The organism is Alteromonas gracilis (genome assembly GCF_036870955.2).
GTDB classification, from domain to species: Bacteria; Pseudomonadota; Gammaproteobacteria; order Enterobacterales; family Alteromonadaceae; genus Alteromonas; species Alteromonas gracilis_A.
This window is the reverse complement of sequence record NZ_CP145482.2, coordinates 1,154,468-1,180,385: the sequence shown is the minus strand read 5'-3', so window position 1 is coordinate 1,180,385 and position 25,918 is coordinate 1,154,468. Positions and strand designations below refer to the sequence as shown.

Here is a 25,918-nt window from a genome sequence, read left to right as displayed (position 1 = left end):
AGGCAGAACCCTATTTTTCTTATTCTGATTTTTCGGTGCTGCTTTTTGCACCTTTTACTTTCGCTTTTAGCGCGGCCAACTCGTCTTCAACTTTGTCGCTAGCTTCTAATTCAGCAAACTCGTCTTGCAACGTTTTCTTGCCTAAATCATAAGCGTCAACTTGTGATTCTAAATCGTCAATTTTGCGCTCGTATTGTTCAAAACGCCCCATAGCATTATCTACTTTACTGCTATCTAGCGTCTTTTTCACCTCTAAACGAGAACTCGCCGTTTTTTGACGCATAATGATCGCTTTTTGACGTGTCTTAGCATCTGCCAATTTCTCTTGAAGCTGACCAATTTCGTCTTGAAGCTTGCTAATTTGCTCATCAACAGCCGTTAATTCCTTACTTAGCGTTTCTGCAGCTTCTGCAGATTTCTTCTTCTCCTGAAGTGCTGCGCGAGCCAGATCTTCGCGATCCTTACTCAATGCCAATTCGGCCTTAGCCTGCCAATCGCTTGCGTCACTTTCAAACTTCGCAATTTGATTAACAATATCTTTCTTGTTTGCTAGCGTTTTTGCTGATGCTGAGCGCACCTCAACTAGCGTGTCTTCCATTTCCTGAATGATTAATCTAACCATTTTTTCAGGATCTTCCGCCTTATCTAAAAGCGCATTTATGTTTGAATTCACAATATCTGTGAAACGCGAGAAGATACCCATAATAATTACCTCTTGCTAAATATCTGGTTGTCAAAACAACACATTTGATAAACACGGTTACTCTTGTAATTTATATATACAATATGCTTGCCAACCTGCAAGAACCTTTAAGCTACTGTTTTAAAAAGATTTTTAGGTTTTTCAAATAATGCTCGTTTATCAATATATTTTGTTCTACACTATTAATTGGTCGAAATGACTAACTTTTGAGGGATTTAATGAGTAGGTATCGCCAACAAGACAATTTGCTAGGTCAGGCAAATAGCTTTCTTGAGATTTTAGAACAGATTTCGCAAATCGCACCTTTGGATAAACCTATGCTGGTTATAGGTGAGCGAGGTACAGGAAAAGAGCTTATAGCGGCTCGTCTGCACTTCCTATCAAAACGCTGGGACCAAAACTACGTAAAGCTTAATTGCGCTGCACTGAATGAGAGTTTGTTGGAAAGTGAACTATTCGGTTATGAAGCGGGTGCGTTTACTGGTGCCTCAAAAAGACGCGAAGGTCGGTTCGAAGTTGCACACAATGGGACTTTATTCTTAGACGAACTAGCCAATACATCAGGTCTTATTCAAGAGAAACTACTTCGCGTTGTCGAATATGGTGAATTTGAACGAGTGGGTGGCAGTAAATCGGTCAAAACCGATGTGCGACTTATCGCCGCTACCAATGAAGATTTACCAACGCTCGCAGAAGCAGGCGAATTTAGAGCCGACTTACTCGACCGCCTTGCTTTTGACGTTATTACCATTCCTCCGCTAAGAGAGCGCCGCGAAGATATCATGATGTTGGCGGAAAACTTTGCCATCAATATGGCGCGAGAGATGGAAATGGAGCTGTTCAGTGGCTTCACTGAAAAGGCAAAGCGTACCCTGCTTGAATATGATTGGCCGGGTAATATTCGTGAGCTTAAAAACGTAGTGGAGCGCGCTGTCTATCGCACTAACAACCCTCACCTTCCGGTTCATGAAATAGTGTTAGATCCTTTTGAATCTGTATTTCGTCCCACGAGTCGGGTTAAAACTAATGATAGGGTTAGCAGTGACGCGAGTAGCTCCTCTCCTTCTGTGCATGTTGAATCTGCGCCACAGGTTGAGAGTGTGGCTGTTCCAACAGCAGTGGATATTCCCGAAAACATCGAATATCCCATAGATTTGAAAGAACGTTCTCAACAATATGAGATAGATATGATAAAACAGGCACTTGCTGATAGTCAGTTTAATCAGAAAAAGACGGCAGAAAAGCTCAGCCTGACCTACCATCAGCTTCGAGGCTACCTGAAAAAGTACAATTTATTAGATTCTTCCGCTGAGAACGTCGAGGCGTAAAGCATGTTCAATGGTTTGGTAATGCGTTTGTCACTGTGTTTTTGTAGTGCACTACTCGTGGTGTCGTGCGGCAAACAAAATAAACAAGCGTTTTACAACACCTAAGCATTATTTATTGCTCAGAAAGTAACCCCGTTACCTTTAACCCACAACTCGATACTTCTAGTACAACGGCAGATGCAACGTCACACCAACTTTATGACCGCCTGCTCGATTTTGACCCTGATTCAGGTCGTATTGTGCCAAGCTTGGCCAGCAGCTGGTTAGTCACCAACGATGGTTTAACCTACGCATTTCAACTTCGCCGTGATGTTTCATTTCATACGACATCGTATTTTGAGCCAACACGAAACTTCAATGCTGATGACGTAGTATTTAGCATTGATCGATGGCGTTTAAATTCGCACCCCTATCACTATGTGTCAGGTGGCCGTTATCCTTACTTTGAGAGCTTAGGCCTTGCTCAAAATATTGCTTCTGTCGAGCGTGTTAATGGCTATCGTGTTGAAATAACCCTTAAGCGCAGAGATAGCTCTTTCCTTGCTAATCTTGCGACCGATTTTGCTGTTATATTGTCCGAAGAATACGCTGAAGCACTCTCACAACAAGGCACACCGGGAAAGTTAGATCTTTTACCCATTGGTACCTAGCCCATTTAAATTTGATAGCTACCGCAAAGATCATTTCATCAAGTATCTGCGTCATCAAAATTATTGGCGATTATCAGAGCCCGATGCCAACTCAGACGGTAACGACATTGCTGACAGCGAATTTGATGAAGAAGGAGATGAGCTTAACCTTGTTGCTGAACAGACTCAGATAGAACAGCTCATTTTCGACATCACGCCGAAAAGTTCGTTACGCCTAGCGAAACTGATGACGGGCGAATGTGATGCCACTGCCTTTCCAGCGCAAACCGAGTTAGAGGTCATACGTACGCGAGATGATTTAGTGCTTGCAGAGAAACCAGGTCTGAATATTGGCTTTTGGGCTTTTAATACACAGCGCCCACCGTTTGATAACCCGGACGTTAGACGCGCGCTCGCGGCCGCCATTGATAAGAACACGCTGCTTGAAGCTGTCTATTTTGATAGCGCGACACGTGCAAAAACCTTATTACCCGCGGCCAGTTGGGCATTCCAAAATGATGCAGACGACACGGCTTATAACCCCGTGCTAGCCAGAAAGCTTTTGTCTGATGCTGGCATTCAGCCTGGTTTTTCTATGACCATTTGGGCTATGCCGGTAGAGCGTGCATACAACCCTAACGCCACGAAAATGGCTGAACTTATTCAGCGTTACCTTCGCGATGTTGGAGTGGAAGCCACTATCGTTAGTTATGACTGGGCGACATTTAGACGGCACTTATTAGAAGGATTACATGATTCTGTACTAATTGGCTGGTCGGCAGATAATGGCGATCCTGACAATTTTTATCGGCCACTACTAAGCTGCGGCGCCATTCCTTCTGGCACAAATAGAGCAATGTGGTGCAACGAAGATTATGATAGATTGCTTAACGAGGCGTTGAAAACTGACGACATCGACGAACGAAGTGCTATATATCAACAAGTTAATCGATTGCTTTACGAGCGCCTACCGCTGGTTCCTATTGCTCACGCTTACCGTTATCAAGCTTACAGGAAAGAACTCGAATATATGACCATTAACCCCTTTGGTGGTGTTCGCTTTGGCGGAGTGGAAAAGTCACTGTGATACAGGTTCTCATTAGATACACGACATTGCTTGTACTTACGTTATTAGTGTTAGCGATTATGTCTTTCTCCTTGGCGTATTTATTTCCTGGAGATACCCTTTCAAATCTGACAGGGCTAGTGCCACAAAATGACATTCAGCGTGCTGCACTAGAAAAGCAATTTATGCTGGATAGTTCATACCCTGTGCAGTTTCTTCACTATTTGGGTAATTTACTTACAAACAATTGGGGATACAGCTTTACATCAGGTTTGCCGCTTCGAGATGAAGTCGGTATCGCCATGCCCGCCACTATAGAGCTTGCGACATATGCAATGTTGATGGCACTATTTATCGGTATCCCGCTTGGCTATTATGCTTAGCGTGCGGTGTTATTCAACATCTGATCATTTAATTAATAGCGCGAGCATCACGACTTACTCTTTTCCGGTTTTTTGGTTTGCCCTGCTGTTAATTCTCATATTTAGCCTTCAGTTAGACGCTGCACCGCTGTCGGGTAGAATTAGTCTTCTTTATGACATTGAGCTAAACAACTGGCTTTATCTTGCTCGATATTCTTTTAAGTGATGTGGAAAACAAATCTTTGGCATTTAAAGACGCGCTCTCGCATCTCGCACTGCCCACATTTGCTATAGGCGCAATCACCACAGCCTCTATGATAAGGATTACTCGCCGTTCAGTTATTGACGTTAAGCATCGCCCCTATATTGCGGCAGCGGTGTCGCGCGGCCTTTCAAGCTGGCAAATATTCTTTCGTCATGTTTTGCGTAACGCCCTACTACCCATATTGCCTTTAATGGCGATACAAATTACCACACTCATTACTAATGCAATGATTGTTGAAACCTTGTTCTCGTGGCCAGGCATTGGCAACTGGTTGATACAAGCCATTTATCAACGAGACTACCCAGCTTTACGTATCGGTATGATGGCGGTATCTAGCTTGGTCATCACCTTGACCATATTGGTAGACCTCTTTAACCGTCTCATCGACCCTAGCCGAGAGAAATACGAACGTGCCACAGTTTAGTTTATACGACGAAGAGTTCCACCCGTCACCATGGCAGCGTACATGGGCGGCGTTTAAAGATAGTCATATCGCTATGGTGGGCTTTATTATGTTGGGCTTGTTTGTATTTTGCGCCCTCTTTGCACCAATCATTACCCCTTATGATGCGGTAGAGCAGAATATTGACGGCTTACTCGTTCCTCCTAGCTGGATGGCGAATGGCGACATTTCGCATTTCTTCGGTACCGATGCTTTAGGTCGCGATCTGTTTACACGCATTATCTATGGATGTCGCATTACATTGGGCAGTGCATTTATTACCGTGGTACTTGCCATGCTAGTTGGCGTTAGCCTTGGGACTACAGCGGGCATGCTTCGAGGTGTTCGCTCCAGCATCGTCAATCACCTACTTGACGCATTAATGGCCATACCGACGCTGCTAATCGCTATTATTATTGTGGCTATTTTAGGCACGGGTTTGGTTAATAGCATGTGGGCTATTACGCTTGCCCTCATTCCTCAATTTGTGCATTACACGCGAAGCTTTGTGCGAGCAGAAATGAAGAAAGAGTACATTATTGCTTCTAAGCTCGATGGCGCTAGTCGATGGCAGCTGTTTGTGCACTCTATTTTACCGAACATGACTGAAATGCTAGTAGTACAAGGTACCTTGGCGTTATCTATCGCTGTTATTGATATCTCAGCCCTTGGATTTTTGAACTTAGGGGCCCAATCTCCGCTTCCCGAACTTGGAGTAATATTAGCAGACGGCCTTGATGTAGCTTATTTAGCCCCGTGGAATGTCGCAGTACCTGGAATGGCTATTTTCTTTTTGGTGTTATCGATTAACATCGTCGGTGATGGTCTGCGCTCAGCGCTTCGCAAAAGAGTGAGTCACTAGTATGCCAATGCTTGATATAAAAAATTTAACCCTTGAAATGCAAAGTAACGAGGGCACCATCAAGGCATTGGATAAAGTTAACTTGTCTGTGAGCAGTGGTGAAATAAGGGCGCTGGTAGGTGAGTCTGGTTCGGGCAAAAGTTTAATTGTATCTGCAATTTGTGGTGCCTTGCCGAATCAGTGGAATTTAACTGCTGACAGAATGAGCTGGAACGGTGAGAACTTGTTGAGCATGTCCGTTCAGCAGCGCAGAGAAGTGATGCGAAGAGAAATTGCTGTTGTGTTTCAAAACCCTCAAGCAAGCCTCGACCCGTCGGCTACGCTTGGTGAACAGCTCGAGGAAAGTATTCCTGATGAATTTGTCGAGGGGACGTGGTTTTGGCAACGAGCGCAACATCGTAGAAAGATTGCGATTAGCACCGTTCACAAAGTGGGTATAAAGCATCACAAACACTATTTGAGCGCGTTTCCGCATCAGATCCCTGCTGATATCGGTCAGAAGTTTATGATTGCAATGGCGTTAGTATCACAGCCTAAATTACTTATCGCTGATGACCCCACACGTGGTATGGAGCCAACCACTAAAACACAAATACTTAAACTATTCACTCGGTTAAACCAGACCCGTTCACTGTCGATTTTATTCGTCAGCCACGACCTTTTAGCCATTGCTAGCATGGCTCATTCTATGACGGTGCTTTACGCGGGGCAAACCGTGGAATCGGGTAAAATGAAACACATCAAAAAGCGGCCGCTTCACCCTTATACAAAAGCACTGCTTGATAGCGCACCAAGTTTTAGGAAAGATTTGCCTCCCAAGTCACAGCTGCCAACGTTGAGCGGTTCAATACCCACATTACAGCATCTTCCCATAGGGTGTCGCCTGGGGCCACGTTGTCCAAGGGCCCAGCGCGCATGTGTTCAAACACCATCTGCTCGCCGAATTCACGACCACAGCTATAGCTGCCACTATCCTTTACATATGGAGAAGTTGTAATGGATATCATGGAGGTTAAACAACTTACTTTTATTCATAACGAAAAAAAGCGCTGGTTAAAGCGCCCGGAGATTTTCAAACTCGGTCCCGTCGATTTGAGCGTTAAACGCGGAGAAACCATCGCAATTATTGGTGAAAATAGGTCGGGAAAATCTCTCCTTGCTAAGCTATTGGTCGGCGCTGTGCCTGCCGATGCAGGCGAGATTGAAATAAATACACATAAGTATTTAGCCAAGTATCAATCAAAAGAAAGCCAGCAAAAACGAACGCATGATATTCGCATGATATTGCAACACAGCAGCGAGTCGATGAACCCAGCTGTCCCCGTAGGAAAAATTCTGGATGAACCACTGCGTTTAAATACGGAATTAACGCAAGCCCAACGCAGGCCAATAGTCGAAGACATGTTGGTAAAAGTGGGTTTACTGCGAGAGCACTACTATTTTTATCGCCATATGTTGTCAGACGGTCAGCAACAGCGGGTCGCTCTTGCTAGAGCGATAATGCTTAAACCCAAAGTATTGGTAGCTGACGAACCATTTGCAGCGCTTGACCCATCTATTCGCTCTCAAACGGTTAACCTCATTTTAGATCTACAGGAAGAGCTCGGGCTCGCCTTTATCTTTATTAGCCATAATCTGGGTATTGTGCGTCATATTGCCGATCGGATCATCGTGATGGAGAACGGTGAGATCGTTGAGGAAGGAAAAACAGAAACCTTATTTAGATGGCCGCAACACCCCAGAACTAAAAAGTTGGTCACCGCTTATCAGTCTCTGGTTCCACACCACACTATCCGATAAGTCGCTTATTATTTTTCGATAGCGAGAAACGCAAAAAGGGCACACCATGTGCCCTTTTTGCTATGTGTAATAAAACACCTAGCTCAACTTCGCTACCCGACCAATGCGAGCAATATACCTGCAGCAACAGCACTGCCTAATACGCCTGCTACATTCGGGCCCATGGCGTGCATCAACAGAAAATTATGAGGGTTTGCTTCAAGTCCCACTTTGTTAACAACGCGCGCGGCCATTGGCACGGCCGACACGCCAGCAGCACCTATCAACGGGTTTATGCTCCCCCCAGATAAACGGCTCATGAGTTTTGCCATTAGCACGCCTGCCGCGGTACCTATTGCAAATGCGATAGCCCCCAAACCTAAAATACCCAAGGTTTCTACAGTAAGAAATTTATCCGCAGACAACTTAGAGCCTACGGCAAGGCCTAAAAAATGGTTACTGTATTGATAAGCTCGTTTTGCGCGGTTTTACTTAACCTATCTACTACACCACACTCTTTCATCAAGTTTCCGAAACAAAACATACCGACCAAAGGCGTTGCCGCGGGCAAAAACAAAATGGTCATAAACAGCACCGCTAGCGGAAAAATGATTTTTTCACGCTTTGATACGTTACGCAGCTGGTCCATCTTGATTTCACGTTCGGCTTTAGAAGTAAGAGCTTTCATTATGGGAGGTTGAATAATGGGTACAAGCGCCATGTATGAATAAGCAGCCACAGCAATAGCACCAAGTAAATCAGGTGCAAGTCGCGACGCTAAAAATATGGCTGTAGGGCCATCGGCTCCGCCTATTATGGCGATTGCACTGGCGTCTTTTAGCGTGAATTCGAATCCAGGTACCCAGTTAAGCGCAATAGCGCCAAAAAGCGTCGCAAAAATTCCAAATTGTGCCGCAGCGCCCAATAACAGCATTTTAGGGTTAGCGATGAGCGCACTAAAGTCTGTCATCGCGCCGACGCCCATGAAAATGAGCAGCGGAAATACCCCGGTATCAATACCAATTTTGTATATGTAGTAGAGCAAGCCTCCCGCCTCAGAAAACCCTGCAAGCGGTATATTTGTCAAAAGGGCACCAAACCCTATAGGCAAAAGTAAAAGTGGTTCAAATTTCTTCACAATGGCGAGGTACAACAGCGAGAAGCCCACTGCCATCATAATAAGTTGACCAGATTCAAAATGGGCCAATGCTGTGCTTTCCCATAGCACCATTAGTTTATCCATGAACTACCCCAAATTAATCAGCGGTTGGCCACTGCTTACGCTGTCGCCTTCACCCACTAAGATACTTGAAACAGTGCCTGTAAAGGCACTTCTGATCTCCGTTTCCATTTTCATGGCTTCAAGTATCATTACCACATCGCCCTCTTGCACTGCATCGCCTACCCTAACGAGTAATTTAAATACATTGCCCGCAAGTGGCGCTTCAATCGCCTGAGCCGACGCTAGCGGCTCAGGTTCTGGCGTAGATGATGTTTGGTTAGTTGTACTTTGGGGCAGCGCCGATACGTGACTTAACGTCCCACTTGGGGCAACCTCAACGCGATACAGTTTGCCGTCCACATTTACGTCATAAGCCTGCGATTGTGATGTCTCTGGAGGAGTTGTACTGGATTTAACCGTTGGTTGTTCTGATTCTTCAGATGGCGACACCTGCTGTGATGGAGCGGGTTCAAACGCATCTGGATTACCACGATTCTCGATAAACTTTAAACCTATCTGTGGAAACAGCGCATAGGTGAGTACATCGTCTACCTTCTGCTCACATAACGTTAAACCTTTCTTTTCGGCCAGCGCGTCGAGCTCATCGCTTAATGCTTCCATTTCAGGCGCTATATTATCCGCAGGGCGACAGGTAATTGGCTGACCACCGTCGAGGACTCGCGCCTGCAAGTCTTTGTTTACCGGAGCAGCGGTAGCACCGTATTCGCCTTTCAGTACCCCAGCCGTTTCTTTAGTAATACTCTTATAACGCTCCCCTGTCAGTACATTTAGTACAGACTGTGTACCAACAATTTGCGATGTAGGTGTCACAAGGGGAATAAAACCTAAGTCTTCGCGTACTCGCGGTATCTCTTTGAGTACTTCTTCAAACTTGTCTTCTGCTCCTTGCTCTTTAAGCTGACTCTCCATATTCGTCAACATGCCACCAGGGACTTGAGCGAGTAAGATACGCGCATCAACGCCTTTTAAACTACCTTCGAATTTGCTGTATTTTTTACGTACATCACGAAAGTAACTGGCGATGTCTTCAAGGTGTGGCAGCGATATACCCGTGTCTCGCTCTGTGCCTTCTACGATAGATACAATAGTTTCAGTCGCTGAATGCCCATATGTCATACTCATTGAAGAAATCGCGGTATCAAGCATATCGATACCCGCATCAATAGCTTTCTGATACGTCGCCGTACTCAACCCTGTTGTCGCATGACATTGCATTGCAATAGGTACATCTACCGATGCTTTTAAGCCTTTAATCAGTGCTTCACATTCGTAAGGCTTTAGCAAACCAGCCATATCTTTAATGCAAATTGAATGTACGCCTAAATCTTCGAGTTGCTTTGCCATATCAAGCCAGAGCTGCAAGTTGTGAACAGGGCTAACGGTATATGAAATAGTCCCCTGCGCATGAGCACCACACTCAATGGTCGCTTTAATTGCCGTTTTTAAATTTCTAATGTCGTTCATGGCATCAAAGATTCTGAACACATCTACACCGTTGTCATGTGCTCGCTCTACAAAACGCGTTACCACATCGTCAGCATAATGACGATATCCCAACAAGTTTTGGCCTCTAAGAAGCATTTGTTGCTTCGTATTGGGCATGGCAGCCTTGAGCTTTCTTATTCTTTCCCAAGGATCTTCTCCTAGGTATCGAATACACGCATCGAAAGTCGCTCCACCCCACGATTCAACAGACCAAAAACCAGCTTGATCTATTTGTGCGGCAATAGGCAGCATGTCCTCTGTACGCATACGCGTAGCTAACAATGATTGGTGGGCATCACGGAGAACTAGCTCGGTTAAGGCCAGTGGCTTAGACATGGTATTTCCCCAATTAGGTTATTTTTTAGTAGCGTTTCGATGTGTGTGAATGGCTGCAGAAATGGCGGCGATAACATTTCCATCAATGCCAGGTTGAATTGCTTGCTGAGTACTCTTTTGACTGGCAGGTGTGTCAACAGCATCGCCAGGAAACGCTTCGCAGAATCGTGCAATCAGGTGAATACAAATGATAAGAAGCCCAAGAAATGAAAATACGAATAGCATCCCTATTAACATTAACGAGCTTAGCTTCAAACAGCAAACTAGCAACAGATTCCGAATTCATGTTCAACCTTGTTTTATGTAATACCAGTGCGCGAATCCATCGAAATACTCAAAAGTACAGAATGGAATATCACGCGGCAGATATAAGTATCATGGTGATTTTAAAAAAACAACGAAATAGAATAAAAAACCAAAAATTGCTTATAAAAACGCAAATTCATACAACTTTGGGCCATCAAAACACATATTTTTGCAAAACAATATAAATCATTTTGAGGGCGCTGTGTTTTAGTATGCACTGGTATAGATAAGATAAACAAGAGGAAGTAACAAGGTCAGGAAAGCAGCGTTTAGCGGTAACTCTGTGGTAGCAAGTATGCTCGCAAGAAAACTTTTCATCGAACCTCTTATCGGTTCAAATCGTTTCAAACAGATATAAAAAAACCCACCTCAATGAGGTGGGCTTTCTTATATGGCGCGTGTGGAAGGATTCGAACCTCCGACCGCCTGGTTCGTAGCCAGGTACTCTATCCAGCTGAGCTACACACGCGTTAACTTTTATACTTTTGAATTTTACTTCAAAAGGTGACACTTTTAAATCAGTGGCGCGTGTGGAAGGATTCGAACCTCCGACCGCCTGGTTCGTAGCCAGGTACTCTATCCAGCTGAGCTACACACGCGCAAAACTTTTTGTTGACTGCCACTATCAACGAATAATGGCGGAGAGGGAGGGATTCGAACCCTCGATACGCGTATATGCGTATGGTTCCTTAGCAGGGAACTGGTTTCAGCCACTCACCCACCTCTCCGGAAGTGCGGTGCATTTTACGGATTCACGGGCGCGAGTCAAACCTTTTTTATAAAGAAATTGTTCACTCGCTGGCATTTTGACCGATTCGTTCAAAAAAAAGGTATTTTGGTTATCCTGCATACACTTTTCTTTGATTTTTCAAAGCTAACCTACAATTCTACAGTGCAAAAAAACATGTAACACTAACGATCTACTTATAAAAACTTAGTTCATTTTTGAAAAAATTTGCAGATTTTTTTATGTTTTACGCTTAAAAACTTCTTATTGCTACGCAAAGTCCAAGTAGAAAGAGTGTCAAAAACAAAAAAGGCCAGCTATTGCTGACCTTTTCTATGAAGACACTTTGTAGCGTTTATTCCGCAGAGCCTGGTTGGCCACCTTTTTCTGCTTGAATGCGCATATAAATTTCTTCACGGTGCACAGAAACTTCTTTTGGTGCATTCACACCGATACGTACCTGATTCCCTTTTACGCCTAACACAGTAACGGTTACATCGTCACCGACCATAAGCGTTTCACCAACTCGACGAGTCAAAATAAGCATTCGCTTGCTCCTGTTCCTTATAACTGAACATATCCATTTAGATTTGCTAACACCTAAGCACGACCCAGTATTAACGACAGTGATTCCTTGTTTCTGTGTCACTTCAAAAACCCACTGTTATATACAGAAATAATTATAGCTTATCCTGCAACCATGCGTTAACGGATTCTAACGCAGTAGCAAGGTTTTCCGGCTTATCACCACCCGCTTGGGCCATATCAGGACGACCGCCGCCCTTGCCTCCCACTTGCGATGCGACGAAATTAACTAGTTCGCCAGCCTTCACTTTGCTTGTAAGGTTTTTAGTTACACCAGCAATAAGATTCACTTTTGCTTCGTTAGCTACACCTAGTACTACGATACCTTCGCCAATTCGGTTTTTAATGTCATCCATCATTGCACGCAACGATTTCGCTTCAACACCTTCTAAATTAGCAACCAGTACTTTTACGCCATTTATCTCTACCGCATTACTAAGCATATCAGCACCTTGCTGACTCGCCAGTTTTTGTTTGGCAGAATTAAGCGATTTTTCTAATTCTTTAGTCTGATTTTGCAATGATGTAACGCGTTCAAGCACGTTTTGACTATCGGTTTTAAGCATCGCCGACAATGATGCAAGCGTAGCTTGCTGGCTTTGTACAAGTTCAATAGCTTGCTCACCCGTGACAGCTTCTATACGGCGGACACCAGACGCAATACCAGCTTCACTGGTAATTTTAAACAAGCCAATGTCACCAGTGCGTGTAACGTGCGTACCACCACATAGCTCCACTGAAAATGGTCCCATTGTGACAACACGAACTTTTTCGTCGTACTTTTCACCAAACAGCGCCATTGCGCCAGACGCCTTTGCCTCTTCAAGCTCCATAAGCTCAGTGGCAAGCGCATGGTTAGCTCTTACCTCTTCATTTACACGGCGTTCAATTTGCGCCAGTTGTTCAGCGGTCACGCCTTCGAAATGCGAGAAGTCGAAACGAAGTCGTGGCGCTTCAACCAACGACCCCTTTTGCGTAACGTGATCACCTAAAATTTCACGCAGTGCTGCATGAAGTAAATGTGTTGCACTATGATTCTTTTTAATCGCCTCACGGTTGGCAGCGTCTATCGCAGCCGTCGCCGTGTCGCCCTTGGCAACTTGCCCTTTAGCAACGCCTTTGTGTGCAAAAGCATTGCCCATTTTTTGCGTGTCGGTGACAACAAACTCGCCGTTAGCCACGCGCAACACGCCTTTGTCACCTGCTTGGCCACCACTTTCAGCGTAGAACGGTGTGCTATCCAAGACCACCACACCTTCTTGACCATCTTCAAGTTTCTCGACAAAGGCATTGTCAGCAATGAGTTCAACGACGTTTGCTTGGCCCTCAACATCCGTATATCCAGTAAACGCTGTTTCGTGCTCTACCGCCAACTTATTATTGTAGTCAGCACCAAAGTTGCTCGCTTGCTGTGCGCGTGCACGCTGTGCCTGCATTGCAGCTTCGAAGCCTTCTTCGTCAATCTTAAGTTCGTGCTCACGGGCAACATCGTTGGTCAAGTCAGTTGGAAAGCCGTATGTGTCGTATAACTTAAAGACAACATCCCCAGGGATGGTGTCCCCTTCAAGGCCTTCTAGTGTCTCATTCAACATTGCCATACCACGGGCCAGTGTTTTACTGAACTGTTCTTCTTCCACACGAAGTACTTTTTCAACGACTGGTAGTTGGTCCACAAGCTCTGGGTAAGCTTCACCCATTTCTTTTGCAAGCGATGCTACAAGCTTGTAGAAGAAAATGTCGTTGGCGCCCAGCTTGTAGCCGTGACGAACAGCGCGACGAATGATGCGACGCAACACGTAGCCGCGGCCTTCGTTAGATGGCATTACACCGTCACAAATAAGGAAGCTACATGAGCGAATATGGTCAGCAATAACGCGCAACGATTTGTTCTCTAAATCGTCTGTGCCAACGATTGAAGCCGCTGACTTTATTAGATTTTGGAATAGGTCAATTTCATAGTTGCTGTGTACATTCTGCAGAATTGCTGAAATACGCTCAAGCCCCATCCCAGTGTCAATTGAAGGCTTTGGAAGCGGCTCCATGGTTCCATCAGATTGCTTATTGAACTGCATGAATACCAAGTTCCAAATTTCAATGAAGCGGTCACCGTCTTCTTCAGGAGTCCCTGGAGGACCTCCCCAAATGTGCTCACCATGGTCGTAAAAAATTTCAGAACATGGACCACAAGGACCTGTATCCCCCATAGACCAAAAGTTGTCAGACGTACTAATTCGAATAATCTTTTCTTTCGGGACACCAATATGGTTCTCCCAGATATCGAATGCTTCGTCATCTTCTGAATAAACGGTAACAAGTAACTTTTCTTTTGGAAGACCAACTTCTTGAGTTAGGAATGTCCATGCAAATTCAATGGCTTCTTTCTTGAAATAGTCGCCGAAACTAAAGTTTCCAAGCATTTCAAAAAAGGTATGGTGGCGCGCGGTATAACCCACATTTTCTAAATCGTTATGCTTACCACCCGCTCGAACGCAACGCTGCGAGGAAACGGCACGCGAATAGCTGCGCTTTTCAGCACCTAAAAACGTATCTTTAAATTGGTTCATACCCGCGTTGGTAAAAAGAAGTGTGGGATCATCTGCTGGAACCAGTGACGAGCTGGCCACTGCTTGGTGGCCGTGACTTTTGAAATATTCGATAAACTTGTTACGCAAGTCAGCAGTTGATAATGTCATTGAAAACCTAACTTCCTTTAGTCGATTAATATGATGTGCAAGCCACATAACAGCTATACCACATGTGTTTGTCGCAAAGCCAAGCTAAAAAATGACTTTAATGAATAAAGCGACGCGCGGTGCAAAAGTTATGCGCACAGATTTGCGCAACGATACCATGGATAGCGCATTTTTGTTAAGCCTAAGCGAGCGTTCTCAGCGAGAAATATGCACAGAAAAGTGCCATATAGCCGCTATTCATCGAATTAATCGCCGCTGACGGCATATTCGATGTGTTCTTGATAGAACCCTCGATACTGTAGAAACTGTTTTTGCTTCAGTCGAAGCGTGTAATCTGACTCGTAGAACTCACCAAACTTCTTGATTTTGACCGCCTTAGCGCTTTCGAACCAATCTGGTGAGATTTCGTCAAATGCTTGCTCCACGCAATACTCATCTATTCCGTATTGCTGTAAATCTAATTTAATGGTTCGAGGGCCTTTGCCCTTTAGATATAGCGCACGAGTTCGGCTTTCTGCAAAACGCGCATCACTTTGTATATCAGCATCTCTGAACTCGTCTAATATGGGGGTGAATGCGGCGCTTTCTATCCCTTTTTGTTTAAGCTTCTGCGCAATCTCTTTGTAGCTATGCTCTCGTCGTGCCAGCATGCGAGTAATCGCTTCTGTGATGATTTTTCTGTCAAACTCTGACATTTTTGTGAACTTACTCTTCTTTTCGTTACGTATTAAGCGCCGTATCGTTGCAGTGTTAGCAGCGGCGAAAGTAGCACGATTAACGGCAATAAGCGTGCGTTATGACTGTGTTTCAAATGCACTCAGTAACTAATTTGCGTATTGGCAATGAATTACACGATAACAATAATCAACAATATAGGGCAGATCCCCGTAGTTCAATGGAATACTCTCGCAAGGGGCGAAGGTCCGTTTCTGCAACACGCGTTTCTGCATGCGCTTGAACTTAGTGACTGCTGTACTAACGAATCAGGTTGGCAGCCATGCCACATTATTGTTACGGACAACGACCATATTGTAGCGGCTATTCCTGGCTATCTAAAGACGCACAGTTATGGCGAGTACGTGTTCGACCATGCGTGGGCCAACGCGTATCATCAACATGGCCTCGATTACTATCCAAAGTGGATAAGCGCTATCCCTTTTACTCCGGTGTCGGGCAAACGCTTATTAGTAGCCGATGGCGTAAAGGTCAATGACGAACTGCTTAACAACATCAATACGGAATTGGCACGATATTGTGAAAACAACTACGGCGTGTCACTCTCATCTGCGCATTGGCTTTTTAACGCAAACGACGAAAAAGATGCATGGAGAGACAGCAACCACCTATCTCGTTTTAATGTGCAATTTCAATGGCACAACTACGGCTACAATCAATTCGATGATTTCTTAGCCACACTGACATCTCGAAAACGCAAAGATATAAAGAAACAAAGACGGATTCACCAAGAAAAGGGGATCCAATTCGTCCATAGCAGTGGACAGTCCATCGATGAAAAAACTTTAGACTTCTTTATAAAGTGTTATCAGGCCACGTATTTAAAACGAAGTGGACATACGGGATATCTTAATGCCGCCTTTTTTCGTCAACTAGTCGAAACGATGGCAGACAACATGCTTATCATTACCGCAAAAGAATATAACGAACCCGTCGCCTGCTCGCTATTTTTTTATGATGAAACAGGCCTTTACGGTCGATACTGGGGAGCACTGAAAGACATCAGTGGGTTACATTTCGCGTGTTGTTATTTTGAAGGCATTGCGTTTGCTATCAGTAACACACTTCCGCTTTTCAACCCTGGAACGCAGGGAGAACATAAAATTCTTCGCGGATTCGAACCTATTTATTGCCAGTCACAGCACCGTCTTTTTGAAGGTGCCTTCCATCAAGCTGTTGCGCAGTTTTTACAGCAAGAAACACAACATCTTGCTGACTATTTTAATCAGGCACGGAATGCTTTACCGTTTAACAAGGAATTTGTGCCTTATTTAAAAACAACAAGTGTCATTCACCCTAACGACGACACTCATAATCACAACGAGAAAAACTATGAAACATAAACTACTTGCCGTAGCGATTGCGGCATCATTAGGTCTTGCAGGCTGTGGCCAGTCTGAGCAAGTAAAAGAGCAAACCGCAGCAGCAGAGTCAGCCCCCGTTAAAGGCGAAGCAGAACTAGGCTCGTTTGGTGTAGACTTAACTGCACGCAATGAGGCCATCAAGCCTGGTGATGATTTTTTCATGTACGCCAGCGGTACATGGTATGACAACTATGAACTACCTGCTGATAAAACGCGCTTTGGTGCATTTACCGGATTGGCTGAGCGCAGCGAAGAGCAAGTAAAAAATATCATTGATGGGCTAGCGGAAAAAGAGTCATTGAACGCTGAAGAAAAGCTTGTTCACGACTTCTTCGTCGCATACATGGATACCGATACCATTAACGAAAAAGGTATCTCGCCTATTCAAGACGTATTAGATTCAATTGATAGTATAGAAAATACCAAAGACCTCACTGTCGCGTTTGGAAATAGTTGGCTTGTAGGCTCAACGGCACCTATTGGCGGCGGTATGTGGTACAACCGCCTAGATCCAAATGAATATCAACTTAGCGTAGGCGTGGGCGGTCTTGGTCTTCCTGATCGCGACTACTACCTAAGCGACTCAGAGCGCTTTGTGAAGATTCGCGAGGCGTATGTTGCACACATCGAACAGATGTTAGGCTTTGCAGGTGAAGAGAATGCTGCGGAAAAAGCGGCAAAGATCTTAGCGCTTGAGACGCAAATTGCAGAAGTACAGTGGCCACGTGAAAAACGTCGTAACCGCGATTTAACGCTAAACCAAATTGAGCGTAGTAAGCTTTCTGACGAGTATCCAGGTTTTGACTGGGACACGTATTTTGCACAAACAGGTTACAAAGTACCTGAATTAAACATCACTCAGCCTGAGCCTGTAAAAGGTGTTATCAGTATTATTAATGAAGCTGATTTGGCAGATTGGAAGGCGTATTTGAAATATCACACAATTTCGAATAATGCAGGTTTATTGTCTGAAGACATTTATTTGGCCAATTTTGACTTCTTTGGCCGCACGCTTAGCGGTCAACAAGAGCCTCGTCCTCGCTGGAAGCGCGCAGTAAGCCAAATGTCAGGCACTGAATCGCTAGGTTTTGCTATCGGCAAAATTTACGTCAACGAGTACTTCCCAGAAAGCTCAAAAACACAAATGGCCGAGCTAGTTGAAAACCTTCGCACGGCACTTGGCGAGCGCATCGACAACCTTGATTGGATGGGTGAAGAGACCAAAGTTAATGCCAAAGAAAAGCTTATGGCGTTTAACCCTAAAATTGGTTACCCAGACGAATGGCAGTCTTTTGATGGGCTAGAGATCAGTGAGAAAGATCTTATTGGTAACGTTCACAACTTGCGTAAGTTCTTCCACGCGCAGTCTGTTGAACGTGAGCTAGAGAAAACTGATCGCAACCGCTGGGGCATGACACCTCAACGTGTAAATGCTTATTACAATAGCTCATTCAATGAAATTGTATTCCCTGCTGCTATCCTACAGCCACCATTCTTCGACCCTAATGCCGACCCGGCAGTTAACTACGGCGCGATTGGTGCTGTTATTGGCCACGAAATGGGTCACGGATTCGACGACCAAGGGTCTAAATCAGATGCAAACGGTATTCAGCGCAATTGGTGGACAGATGCTGACCGCGCTGCGTTTGAAGAAAAAGCTGATATGTTGGCTGAACAATATAGCCAGTACGAGCCTATCGAGGGCAACTTCGTCAACGGTCGCAATAGCCTAGGTGAGAACATTGGCGATGTAGGTGGTCTTGCTATGGCCTACCACGCTTACAAACTTAGCTTGAATGGCAAAGAAGCACCTGTAATTGACGGGCTCACTGGCGACCAACGCTTCTTCTTAGCATGGGCGCAAGTATGGAAAGAAAAGCGTACCGAACAAAGCATGCTAAACCAATTACGCGCGGGTACCCACGCGCCAGGTCGCTTTAGAGCACAAGCACCGCGTAACCATGACGCATGGTATGAAGCTTTTGACGTTAAGCCAGGAGATGCCCTTTATCTAGCACCAGAAGAGCGTGTACGCATCTGGTAAAAGACTAAGGTTTAATCTTTGCGCCAGCTCATGCTTAACAGCATGCCGCTGGCAAGGCATAACGATGTCGCAACAAAAACAAAAAAGGGGCAATAAACCGTTTGATTTATTGCCCCTTTTTATATTGAGTCAGCGTTGCTAACTCACCTAAAAGCCGTTAGTGAGATTTTCCATATTGGCTGATCAAGTCTCTCACATACTGTTTAACCCTTACCACCGCATCAGAGAAATCGCCATTACCTACGCTTCCCATTGCATAACGTAGCCAATATCCATCAATAAGTGCAGCGGTTGAAGAAGCCGCATTTTTCACGTGCTCCTTTTTTAACAACAACCTAAAGCTTGATGCTAGGTTACTTTCCAAACGTTTATGATTAACGCATTGCAGCCTATGTAGCGTTTCATCATGAAGTGACAACGCCCAGAAGTTAAACCATGTATTGGTAGCAGAGCTTGCACCTTGCGTTTGAGAGAAGTTATTTTCGATAATGAAGTCGATTCTATCTAACGGATTTTCGATAGGCTGGGTAATTTTTAGCGCATCAAGTAAGTGGCGCATAGTAGCTTCGATAAGTCCCTGTTTATCACCAAAATAATGGCTGATAATGCCGGAAGAAAGCCCCGCGCGCTTGGCGATTAAACTAATCGTCGTTCCGTGATATCCAACTTCTGCCATTACCGAAAGTGTAGCTTCGATTAACTGTTTCTTACGAACTGGCTCCATTCCCACCTTGGGCATGTTACAACTCCAAACCTTTTAACAAACATGTCTATTAAAGCCCATTCATGCAATGAGTATCAATAGGTATATAAAGAGCGAGTTGACCTTTGCTGTACATTCTTTACTGCGTACGAAATAAGCGGGTTCTGCATAACTGCTCGGGTAACTTAGCACGGCAAAGGTCAACACGTTCTACATTAAGCCTATGCCTGCGAAGGCAATGCTTCGCAGGCATAGTAACACGTTTAAAAGGTTAAGCGTGCGTTAAGCGCAACAGCGCGGGGAGCACCAATCCAGAAGGCGCCAGGCGCCACGGTAGAAGCGTAATCGTCATCGAACAAATTGTTGACAGTTAAGCGAACTTCTAACTCCTCAATGCCCGCCCCCATATTTTCAACAAAACCACCGATATACAAATCGCTTACAATGTAGTCGTCAACTTCAGCGCTGTTATAAATATCAAGAAAACGGCTATCTACATATTTCGTCGAAATACCTGCAAAGTAGTTGTCTTTCGCCCAATCTAAGCTAAGTACCGCCATGGTATCAGGCGTGCCAAGTACGGTATTACCTTCGACGGCGACAAGAGATGTTTCAGGGTTGTTAGGATCATCAATTGCAGCTTGCGCATCTGCAAGCGTATCGTACTGGGTTCCTGTACCGCCGATGGTCGCAATGTACTCAGACTCACTCAAGGTGACTGATGTGAACAATGATAGCGTGTCGGTTAGCATGACGTCGGCAGAAATTTCTACACCGTTTGACTCTATACCGCCTACATTTCGGTAACCACCCGCAGCCGCTTCTAAGAAGTCGATACCTGTTGATGTTTCATTACTGGTAAATTGAATACGGTCGTTAAACTCAATGGTGTAATAAGTCACGCTAGCGTTGAAGCCTGGCGAAGAATAACGGAAACCAACATCTATATTGTCCGCAGTCTCAGGCTTGATAAAACGCAAGTCAGTGTCATCACGTTCTAGCTGAGCATCTTTGATTGCAGCAAAGTTTTCGCCATAACCTGCGAATACTTCAAGTCCGTCAATTGGCATTGGCGCAACAATACCCGCTGAAAACAGTGTGTCTGAGTCAGTATTCACATCTAGATTATTGCTTGCATCAAAGTTGTCGTTTTTCGCAATATCCACGTTAAATTTCTTAGCACCAACGCGCACACGCGCCACACCAAGATCCAACTCATCTTCAACGTAATACATCAAGGTATCAACAGGGAAACTTCTGTCGTACTGCACCCAATATGGTGTTTCATTGAAGTCATAGCTAATTGATGAATTGGTAATTTTATGCCAGTCTCGCGACTCGTCTCGCTCATAATCTTCCCACCAAATACCAAATCGCAGTGTATTGTCGAAATCACCGATTCTTGTGTACCAAACGGCGTCAGCATTAAAACCAATACGCTCTTTGTTGTAGTGAGTATGACGATAAGAGCCTACTGGGATAGCACCTTGCTCATGACACCCAGGATCGTACTCTGCACCAGCGCCTCCATAAGGGAACGTAATCGCACTTGCACAACCGGCAAGTGGGCTTAACTGGTTACCCGCTCTATCGACAAAGTAAAATTGACCAAGCGCTGCGCCACCAAAAACGGTATTACCGTTAACGAGTTCAGAGTGACCAGCATCGCCGTCATCTGCGACATCAACCAAATAAGGCGGAACCCAATCACCGCGACCTTCGTTGTCGTGATAATAGGCGTTTGCAGTAACATCTAGGGCACCAAGGGTGAAGTCAGCTTGAAGGTAAGCAAATAAATTTTCTCGTAGCGTAGACCAACCGCGACGATATGCTTGGTCTTGATAAGGTATTCCAGTCCATTCATCAGTAAGTTGATCCCAATGCGGATTTTGCTCATATTGCGCTAACCCGTAAATGCGCTGGTAGTTATCTTCGTGCGTGTCATCATAAGAGACATAGCCTGTAAGGGCCACATCGTTAATATTTGAAATTATCTTCATTGCCACGTGATCACGAGTATTCTCGGCAGCCTGCTGCATGAAGTCAGAGCTTTCTTGCGTTGATAAGCTCACCCACGCATAGGTGTCTTTGAAAATTTCGCCTGTTTCATAACGCACATAGAACTTAGAAGCATCAAACTCACTAAGCCGTCACACTAGTCACAAGGCCTTGCTCCATTGAAGGATTAATTGTGGTGAAATTCAAGGTTCCGCCAAGTGCTTCATGAGAACGAGACGCGATATCCGCAGTACCTTGTGACACCTCTACGCCTCTCACGTTTTCGGTATCAATATAGCGATTAGCCTTAGCGCCACCACCATAATTAGAATTACCATTGGCAATGCCGTCCACTGTCATACCGATTTGCTGTTCGTTCAGGTTTACCTGAAAACCGCGAATAACAATTGACGTTGACCAGTCATCTGCACCGAACGTATCACCCTCGTTTATTAATACGCCAGGAAGGTTATCAACAGCGGCAAGTACACTGCTTAAGTTAGCTTGCTGTTTGAACATATCTTCGCTGGTCGCATTGTTAGCATACGATACGCTACGCCCAACAACTGTGATTTCTTCCATACGCTCTTCGCCGTCGGCGACAGCGTCTTCTGCAAAGGCATATGGCATTGAAGATAAGGCAGCAAGTATCGCTAAAGAGAGTTTGTGATGTTTTCCCATTGTGTGTTCCGTTTATTGTTGTGTCATGTTTGACCAACACAATAGAGAGGCTTTGTTACATTTACGTTAAGCTTAATTGAACGTTCAATTAATAAAAAATTACCAGAAAGCGACGTCAATAAAAAAGCCCTCCAAAGGGAGGGCTGAAAAAGGAAGTAATTATTTGGTTTTAGGCGCGGGCTGCGGCTTGGAAACTATGCGGTCCGCTGCTCGTGCCTGACACCTGCTTTTTGGCATATACCAATGCGTTATGCAGCGTATCAAAGTTTGGAATACCTGGGTGCGCTTCATTAACGCCTTCCAATACTTTGTTTACCTCTTCGTTCGCACCACAGATAAGCAGTATACGTCCTGCGGCTGCCGCATCAGACATTACCGTATCTACTGCCATAGCGGCTGACACGTCCATTAGAGGCACTCGTGAGAAGTCTAAAATGGTGACTTTTGAACCCGGTTGCACACGCTCTCTTACATGATGTCCTAAATCCGCTGCTGCACCGAAGCTAAGTGGTCCACCGAAACTGAAGATAGACACTTTGTCTTTTAATGATTCAAGCAGCTCATTCTCTTTAGGATCGTTAAGTGAATCAGGAATTTTCTTCAGCTCTTCGATTTGTAGCTGTGCAATTTGCTTCACATAAGCAAGTGCAGCAAACACAACACCTACACCAACAGCAGTAATGAGGTCTACAAATACCGTAAGTGCCAATACCATTAGCATAAGGCCAAAGTCCCAACGAGGGCCTTTGTGTGCACGCTTCAGGTAGCTCCAATCGATAATATCTAAACCAACTTTCACAAGGATACCCGCTAGTACCGCGTGTGGAATTTGAGCCGCTAGTGGACTTAATCCCAGTACGATTGCAAGCAACACTAGCGCGTGAACCATACCAGAGATGTTGTATTTACCACCGCTGCGAATATTTACTACCGTACGCATCGTGGCGCCAGCGCCAGCAATACCACCGATAAGACCTGCAAAGGTATTACCGATACCCTGACCGATTAGCTCTTTATTGCTGTCATGGCGGCTACGCGTCATGTTGTCTGCAACCAAAGATGTAAGAAGGCTATCAATAGCACCCAGTACTGCCAGAATGAAAGCGGCTTCTAAAATAAGTAGCGCTTTGCTTTGGTCAAATACTGGAAGGTGAAGGCTTGGAAGACCTGTTGGGATATTACCTAATACTGGAACACTCAGCGCCAAACTTACTAGGGTACCAATGATTAATGCAGCCAAAGCACCTGGCACATACTTACCCAAAGCGGTTGGCCATTTATATGCAATTACGAGCGTACCAAGGCCCAGTGCTAAGGTAGCAAAGTCAATGTCTGCCAGCGCAGTCGGCAAATACGTTAATGCGCCAATGGTCCCGCCTGGAGGTTCATGCCCCAATAGGCGCCCTATCTGCAGAATAATGATGATGGCGCCAATGCCTGACATAAAACCAGAGATAACCGGGTATGGCACCAACCTGATGTATTGGCCTACACCTAAAACCCCAAAAACGATTTGGAATATACCTAGCAAGAATAACGGCGGTAAAAATAAGGCTTGCGTCACCAGAAAGACTTGCAAACAAACCTACTAACACAACTACCATAGGCCCTGTAGGACCTGAAATTTGAGCTGGAGTGCCGCCAAATAAGGCAGCAAAGAAGCCCACGGCAATCGCACCATACAATCCAGCCATCGGGCCTAGGCCTGAAGCTACACCTAATGCTAGCGCGAGTGGCAGCGCCACAATACCTGCGGTCAAACCGTCGGTAAAGTCGCCCCGCAAATTGGAAAGATTAATTTTAACCATACTGCACTACCTTACTCAGCTCGCGCTAGTTGCGCCTCTGCAGCGGCTTGGTCCATAGAGACAAACTCGCCGTTTTCGTTGTTGTAGCAAAGTACTTCACCTGAACCGATGTTGTAGACCCAGCCGTGAAGTTTTACCTGGCCAGTAGCAATCTTAGCTGCTACCGCAGGGTGAGTACGAAGGTGTTGAATTTGCTGAACAACGTTTTCTTTTGTCACTGCTTCAAGATCATCTAACGACAGCGCGTCGTGACCGCAGCGCTCTTTAACTACGTCAGTGGCTGCACGACAGTGACCTAACCACTCTTTTACATGTGGAAGCGAGTCCAGGCCAGCAGGATTAATCGCGCCTTTCATTGCACCACAATCTGTGTGGCCACAAATAACAATGTGCGATACGCCCAGCGCCGCAACAGCGAATTCGATAGACGCTGTCATACCACCAGTTTGATTACTGTGAGGAGGGACGATATTGCCCGCGTTTCTGCATATAAAAAGCTCGCCGGGATCAGTTTGCGTTACTAGATTAGGGTCGATACGAGAATCTGAACACGTGATGAAGAGGACTTCTGGATTTTGATTGAGTAGCCAATTTTTGAAACGTAGCCTTTTTGTTCGGATACACTTCTTTCTGGAACTTAGCCACACCTGAGATAACATGATCCATAAATTACTCCCAATGAATTTGTACTTATAATGATTATCTTGACTGGTCAGTGTCACTTGATAGATTAATAGTTTAATATACAAGCTCGCGATAGCCATTTACTATCAGTGAAGAAAAAATCATTAGTATAAGCATAGTAAAAGAGTGGAATTTTAACCATGCAACTCAACGGGAAGACCGCGTCAATCAACCAAATCAGGTATTTTGTTGCAGTTGCAAAGTACCTAAGCTTTCGCCAGGCGGCAGGGGTTTTGGGCATCAGCCAACCTACTCTGACCAGTCAGATAAACGCGCTAGAATCAACGCTGGGATTAAACTTGTTTGAGCGTTCTCGCACTGGAACACTGCTGTCACCGCAAGGAAAAGCGCTCTTACCCGCCGCCGAAGAAGTATTGCAGTCATCGCAACGCTTTAGCGAAATTGCACGAGACCTTTCGGTAGGTGAAGTAGTCACATATCGCTTGGGTATTCCTCCCACCTTGGGGCCCTATTTACTGCCCTTTGTATTACCAGACTTACATAAGCGTAAACCTGGTTTGCGTTTTTACGTGCGAGAAGGCGCGCCAAGTGCCCTACAGCATGGGTTACTGCGCGGTGAATACGACCTTATATTATCGCCTCTATCTCAAGAGAATTCACAGCTGATTACTCAACCCTTGTTTAGCGAACCGCTTAAGTTTGTCATTCCCTCTGACCACCCTTTGTCTGGCAAAGCGTTTGTAAACCCAGAAGAGATCAGTGGGGAAAAAGTATTAACACTTGAGGAAAGACACCATTTTCACCATCAGGTGCAGCGCATATGCGACGATATCGGCGCTGACCTTCAACGAGATTACGAAGGCACGAGTTTAGATACACTTCGACAAATGGTGGTAATGGGCATGGGCGTAGCCTTTTTACCGGGCTTATATATTCATTCAGAGTTGCACAAACCCGAAGCCCTTCACGTTTGTGAAATAGCCAATATGCCCATAGAAAGGATGCACTCCCTAGCGTGGCGAAATACAGCGCCGGGAAGGCAAACGTTTAGAGAAATATCTTTGATAATCAAGCAGATTATTCAAACTCGCCTATCTGACGCAGTATCGATTATAGAGCGTTAAAGGGA

16 protein-coding genes, 3 tRNA genes and 6 pseudogenes are annotated in these 25,918 nt (G+C 45.1%); 11 read left to right on the top strand and 14 right to left on the bottom strand.

Annotated features, from left to right (window positions below):
- Positions 1 to 19 precede the first annotated feature (19 nt).
- The gene (pspA, locus tag V6N89_RS05675) at positions 20 to 703 is read right to left on the bottom strand and encodes a phage shock protein PspA (RefSeq protein WP_338516721.1); all 684 of its coding nucleotides are present in this window, start codon (positions 701 to 703) and stop codon (positions 20 to 22) included.
- A 218-nt stretch (positions 704 to 921) separates the two neighbouring features.
- On the opposite strand from pspA, the gene pspF reads away from it, so the two are divergent.
- The 7 genes and pseudogenes from pspF to V6N89_RS05645 all read left to right on the top strand — a co-directional run bounded on the left by pspF (position 922) and on the right by V6N89_RS05645 (position 7,457).
- A complete protein-coding gene (pspF, locus tag V6N89_RS05670; RefSeq protein WP_346993518.1) occupies positions 922 to 2,031 on the top strand; it encodes a phage shock protein operon transcriptional activator in 1,110 nt (369 codons plus the stop codon).
- 3 nt (positions 2,032 to 2,034) lie between these two features.
- Positions 2,035 to 2,751 (top strand): annotated as a pseudogene (locus tag V6N89_RS21700) (ABC transporter substrate-binding protein); the annotation flags it as partial.
- Entirely contained in the window at positions 2,728 to 3,747 is a 1,020-nt protein-coding gene (locus tag V6N89_RS21695; protein WP_431189787.1) for an ABC transporter substrate-binding protein, read from the top strand. The pseudogene V6N89_RS21700 and the gene V6N89_RS21695, both read left to right, overlap by 24 nt.
- A 59-nt stretch (positions 3,748 to 3,806) precedes the next feature.
- Positions 3,807 to 4,777, top strand: a pseudogene (locus V6N89_RS05660) (ABC transporter permease subunit).
- Positions 4,764 to 5,657 carry an ABC transporter permease subunit gene (locus tag V6N89_RS05655; RefSeq protein ID WP_338516719.1) on the top strand — a complete coding sequence of 298 codons (894 nt, stop codon included), beginning with the start codon at positions 4,764 to 4,766 and terminating at the stop codon, positions 5,655 to 5,657. The pseudogene V6N89_RS05660 and the gene V6N89_RS05655 overlap by 14 nt, the downstream one beginning before the upstream one ends.
- A 1-nt stretch (position 5,658) precedes the next feature.
- A complete protein-coding gene (locus tag V6N89_RS05650; protein ID WP_338516717.1) occupies positions 5,659 to 6,654 on the top strand; it encodes a peptide ABC transporter ATP-binding protein in 996 nt (331 codons plus the stop codon).
- Positions 6,654 to 7,457, top strand: coding sequence for an ATP-binding cassette domain-containing protein (locus V6N89_RS05645; RefSeq protein WP_346993517.1), 804 nt, complete (start codon positions 6,654 to 6,656; stop codon positions 7,455 to 7,457). The genes V6N89_RS05650 and V6N89_RS05645 overlap by 1 nt, the downstream gene beginning before the upstream one ends.
- A gap of 92 nt (positions 7,458 to 7,549) precedes the next feature.
- On the opposite strand, the pseudogene V6N89_RS05640 reads toward V6N89_RS05645, so the two are convergent.
- The 8 genes and pseudogenes from V6N89_RS05640 to alaS form a co-directional block, all read right to left on the bottom strand.
- Positions 7,550 to 8,679 (bottom strand): annotated as a pseudogene (locus V6N89_RS05640) (sodium ion-translocating decarboxylase subunit beta).
- 3 nt (positions 8,680 to 8,682) lie between these two features.
- Entirely contained in the window at positions 8,683 to 10,500 is a 1,818-nt protein-coding gene (gene oadA / locus V6N89_RS05635) for a sodium-extruding oxaloacetate decarboxylase subunit alpha (protein ID WP_338516714.1), read from the bottom strand.
- A gap of 18 nt (positions 10,501 to 10,518) precedes the next feature.
- The gene (locus V6N89_RS05630) at positions 10,519 to 10,725 is read right to left on the bottom strand and encodes an OadG family protein (RefSeq protein WP_338516713.1); all 207 of its coding nucleotides are present in this window, start codon (positions 10,723 to 10,725) and stop codon (positions 10,519 to 10,521) included.
- 473 nt (positions 10,726 to 11,198) lie between these two features.
- A tRNA-Arg gene (locus V6N89_RS05625) sits at positions 11,199 to 11,275 on the bottom strand.
- A gap of 53 nt (positions 11,276 to 11,328) precedes the next feature.
- Positions 11,329 to 11,405, bottom strand: a tRNA-Arg gene (locus V6N89_RS05620).
- Between the two features lie 37 nt (positions 11,406 to 11,442).
- Positions 11,443 to 11,534: transfer RNA gene (locus V6N89_RS05615), tRNA-Ser, on the bottom strand.
- Between the two features lie 354 nt (positions 11,535 to 11,888).
- Positions 11,889 to 12,080 carry a carbon storage regulator CsrA gene (gene csrA, locus V6N89_RS05610; protein WP_012517705.1) on the bottom strand — a complete coding sequence of 64 codons (192 nt, stop codon included), beginning with the start codon at positions 12,078 to 12,080 and terminating at the stop codon, positions 11,889 to 11,891.
- Positions 12,081 to 12,213: 133 nt separating this feature from the next.
- Positions 12,214 to 14,811 carry an alanine--tRNA ligase gene (gene alaS, locus V6N89_RS05605; RefSeq protein ID WP_338516710.1) on the bottom strand — a complete coding sequence of 866 codons (2,598 nt, stop codon included), beginning with the start codon at positions 14,809 to 14,811 and terminating at the stop codon, positions 12,214 to 12,216.
- Between the two features lie 100 nt (positions 14,812 to 14,911).
- Here alaS and V6N89_RS05600 point away from each other — a divergent pair, with 100 nt between their 5' ends.
- Positions 14,912 to 15,070 (top strand): hypothetical protein, encoded by a 159-nt coding sequence (locus tag V6N89_RS05600; RefSeq protein ID WP_338516709.1) that lies wholly within the window; start codon positions 14,912 to 14,914, stop codon positions 15,068 to 15,070.
- On the opposite strand, the gene V6N89_RS05595 is transcribed toward V6N89_RS05600, so the two are convergent.
- Positions 15,057 to 15,506: a regulatory protein RecX gene (locus V6N89_RS05595; RefSeq protein ID WP_338516707.1), complete on the bottom strand. Its 450-nt coding sequence runs from the start codon at positions 15,504 to 15,506 to the stop codon at positions 15,057 to 15,059. The two genes, V6N89_RS05600 and V6N89_RS05595, sit on opposite strands and share 14 nt — an antisense overlap.
- Positions 15,507 to 15,653: 147 nt before the next feature.
- On the opposite strand from V6N89_RS05595, the gene V6N89_RS05590 reads away from it, so the two are divergent.
- Together V6N89_RS05590 and V6N89_RS05585 are read left to right on the top strand one after the other, a co-directional pair.
- On the top strand, positions 15,654 to 16,889 hold the full coding sequence (locus V6N89_RS05590; RefSeq protein ID WP_338516706.1) for a GNAT family N-acetyltransferase: 1,236 nt from the start codon (positions 15,654 to 15,656) through the stop codon (positions 16,887 to 16,889).
- A complete protein-coding gene (locus tag V6N89_RS05585; protein ID WP_338516705.1) occupies positions 16,879 to 18,954 on the top strand; it encodes a M13 family metallopeptidase in 2,076 nt (691 codons plus the stop codon). Before V6N89_RS05590 ends, V6N89_RS05585 begins: the two co-directional genes overlap by 11 nt.
- A 157-nt stretch (positions 18,955 to 19,111) precedes the next feature.
- Here the strand turns inward: V6N89_RS05585 and betI are convergent, their stop codons facing one another.
- The 4 genes and pseudogenes from betI to V6N89_RS05565 form a co-directional block, all read right to left on the bottom strand.
- Entirely contained in the window at positions 19,112 to 19,693 is a 582-nt protein-coding gene (betI, locus tag V6N89_RS05580; RefSeq protein ID WP_338516703.1) for a transcriptional regulator BetI, read from the bottom strand.
- A gap of 227 nt (positions 19,694 to 19,920) precedes the next feature.
- Positions 19,921 to 22,336: pseudogene (locus V6N89_RS05575) on the bottom strand (TonB-dependent receptor domain-containing protein).
- Between the two features lie 169 nt (positions 22,337 to 22,505).
- A pseudogene (locus tag V6N89_RS05570) lies at positions 22,506 to 24,144 on the bottom strand (SulP family inorganic anion transporter).
- 11 nt (positions 24,145 to 24,155) lie between these two features.
- Positions 24,156 to 24,810: pseudogene (locus V6N89_RS05565) on the bottom strand (carbonic anhydrase).
- A 158-nt stretch (positions 24,811 to 24,968) separates the two neighbouring features.
- Between V6N89_RS05565 and V6N89_RS05560 the strand changes: the two are divergent.
- Entirely contained in the window at positions 24,969 to 25,913 is a 945-nt protein-coding gene (locus V6N89_RS05560) for a hydrogen peroxide-inducible genes activator (RefSeq protein ID WP_338516702.1), read from the top strand.
- Positions 25,914 to 25,918: the final 5 nt, after the last annotated feature.

Excerpts from the sequence above, each read along its gene's own strand:
- pspA (WP_338516721.1), bottom strand. The coding sequence starts at position 703 with ATGGGTATCTTCTCGCGTTTCACAGATATTGTGAATTCAAACATAAAT.
- pspF (WP_346993518.1), top strand. The coding sequence starts at position 922 with ATGAGTAGGTATCGCCAACAAGACAATTTGCTAGGTCAGGCAAATAGC.
- V6N89_RS05650 (WP_338516717.1), top strand. The coding sequence starts at position 5,659 with ATGCCAATGCTTGATATAAAAAATTTAACCCTTGAAATGCAAAGTAAC.
- V6N89_RS05645 (WP_346993517.1), top strand. The coding sequence starts at position 6,654 with ATGGATATCATGGAGGTTAAACAACTTACTTTTATTCATAACGAAAAA.
- oadA (WP_338516714.1), bottom strand. The coding sequence starts at position 10,500 with ATGTCTAAGCCACTGGCCTTAACCGAGCTAGTTCTCCGTGATGCCCAC.
- V6N89_RS05630 (WP_338516713.1), bottom strand. The coding sequence starts at position 10,725 with ATGCTATTCGTATTTTCATTTCTTGGGCTTCTTATCATTTGTATTCAC.
- csrA (WP_012517705.1), bottom strand. The coding sequence starts at position 12,080 with ATGCTTATTTTGACTCGTCGAGTTGGTGAAACGCTTATGGTCGGTGAC.
- alaS (WP_338516710.1), bottom strand. The coding sequence starts at position 14,811 with ATGACATTATCAACTGCTGACTTGCGTAACAAGTTTATCGAATATTTC.
- V6N89_RS05600 (WP_338516709.1), top strand. The coding sequence starts at position 14,912 with ATGAATAAAGCGACGCGCGGTGCAAAAGTTATGCGCACAGATTTGCGC.
- V6N89_RS05595 (WP_338516707.1), bottom strand. The coding sequence starts at position 15,506 with ATGTCAGAGTTTGACAGAAAAATCATCACAGAAGCGATTACTCGCATG.
- V6N89_RS05590 (WP_338516706.1), top strand. The coding sequence starts at position 15,654 with ATGAATTACACGATAACAATAATCAACAATATAGGGCAGATCCCCGTA.
- V6N89_RS05585 (WP_338516705.1), top strand. The coding sequence starts at position 16,879 with ATGAAACATAAACTACTTGCCGTAGCGATTGCGGCATCATTAGGTCTT.
- betI (WP_338516703.1), bottom strand. The coding sequence starts at position 19,693 with ATGCCCAAGGTGGGAATGGAGCCAGTTCGTAAGAAACAGTTAATCGAA.
- V6N89_RS05560 (WP_338516702.1), top strand. The coding sequence starts at position 24,969 with ATGCAACTCAACGGGAAGACCGCGTCAATCAACCAAATCAGGTATTTT.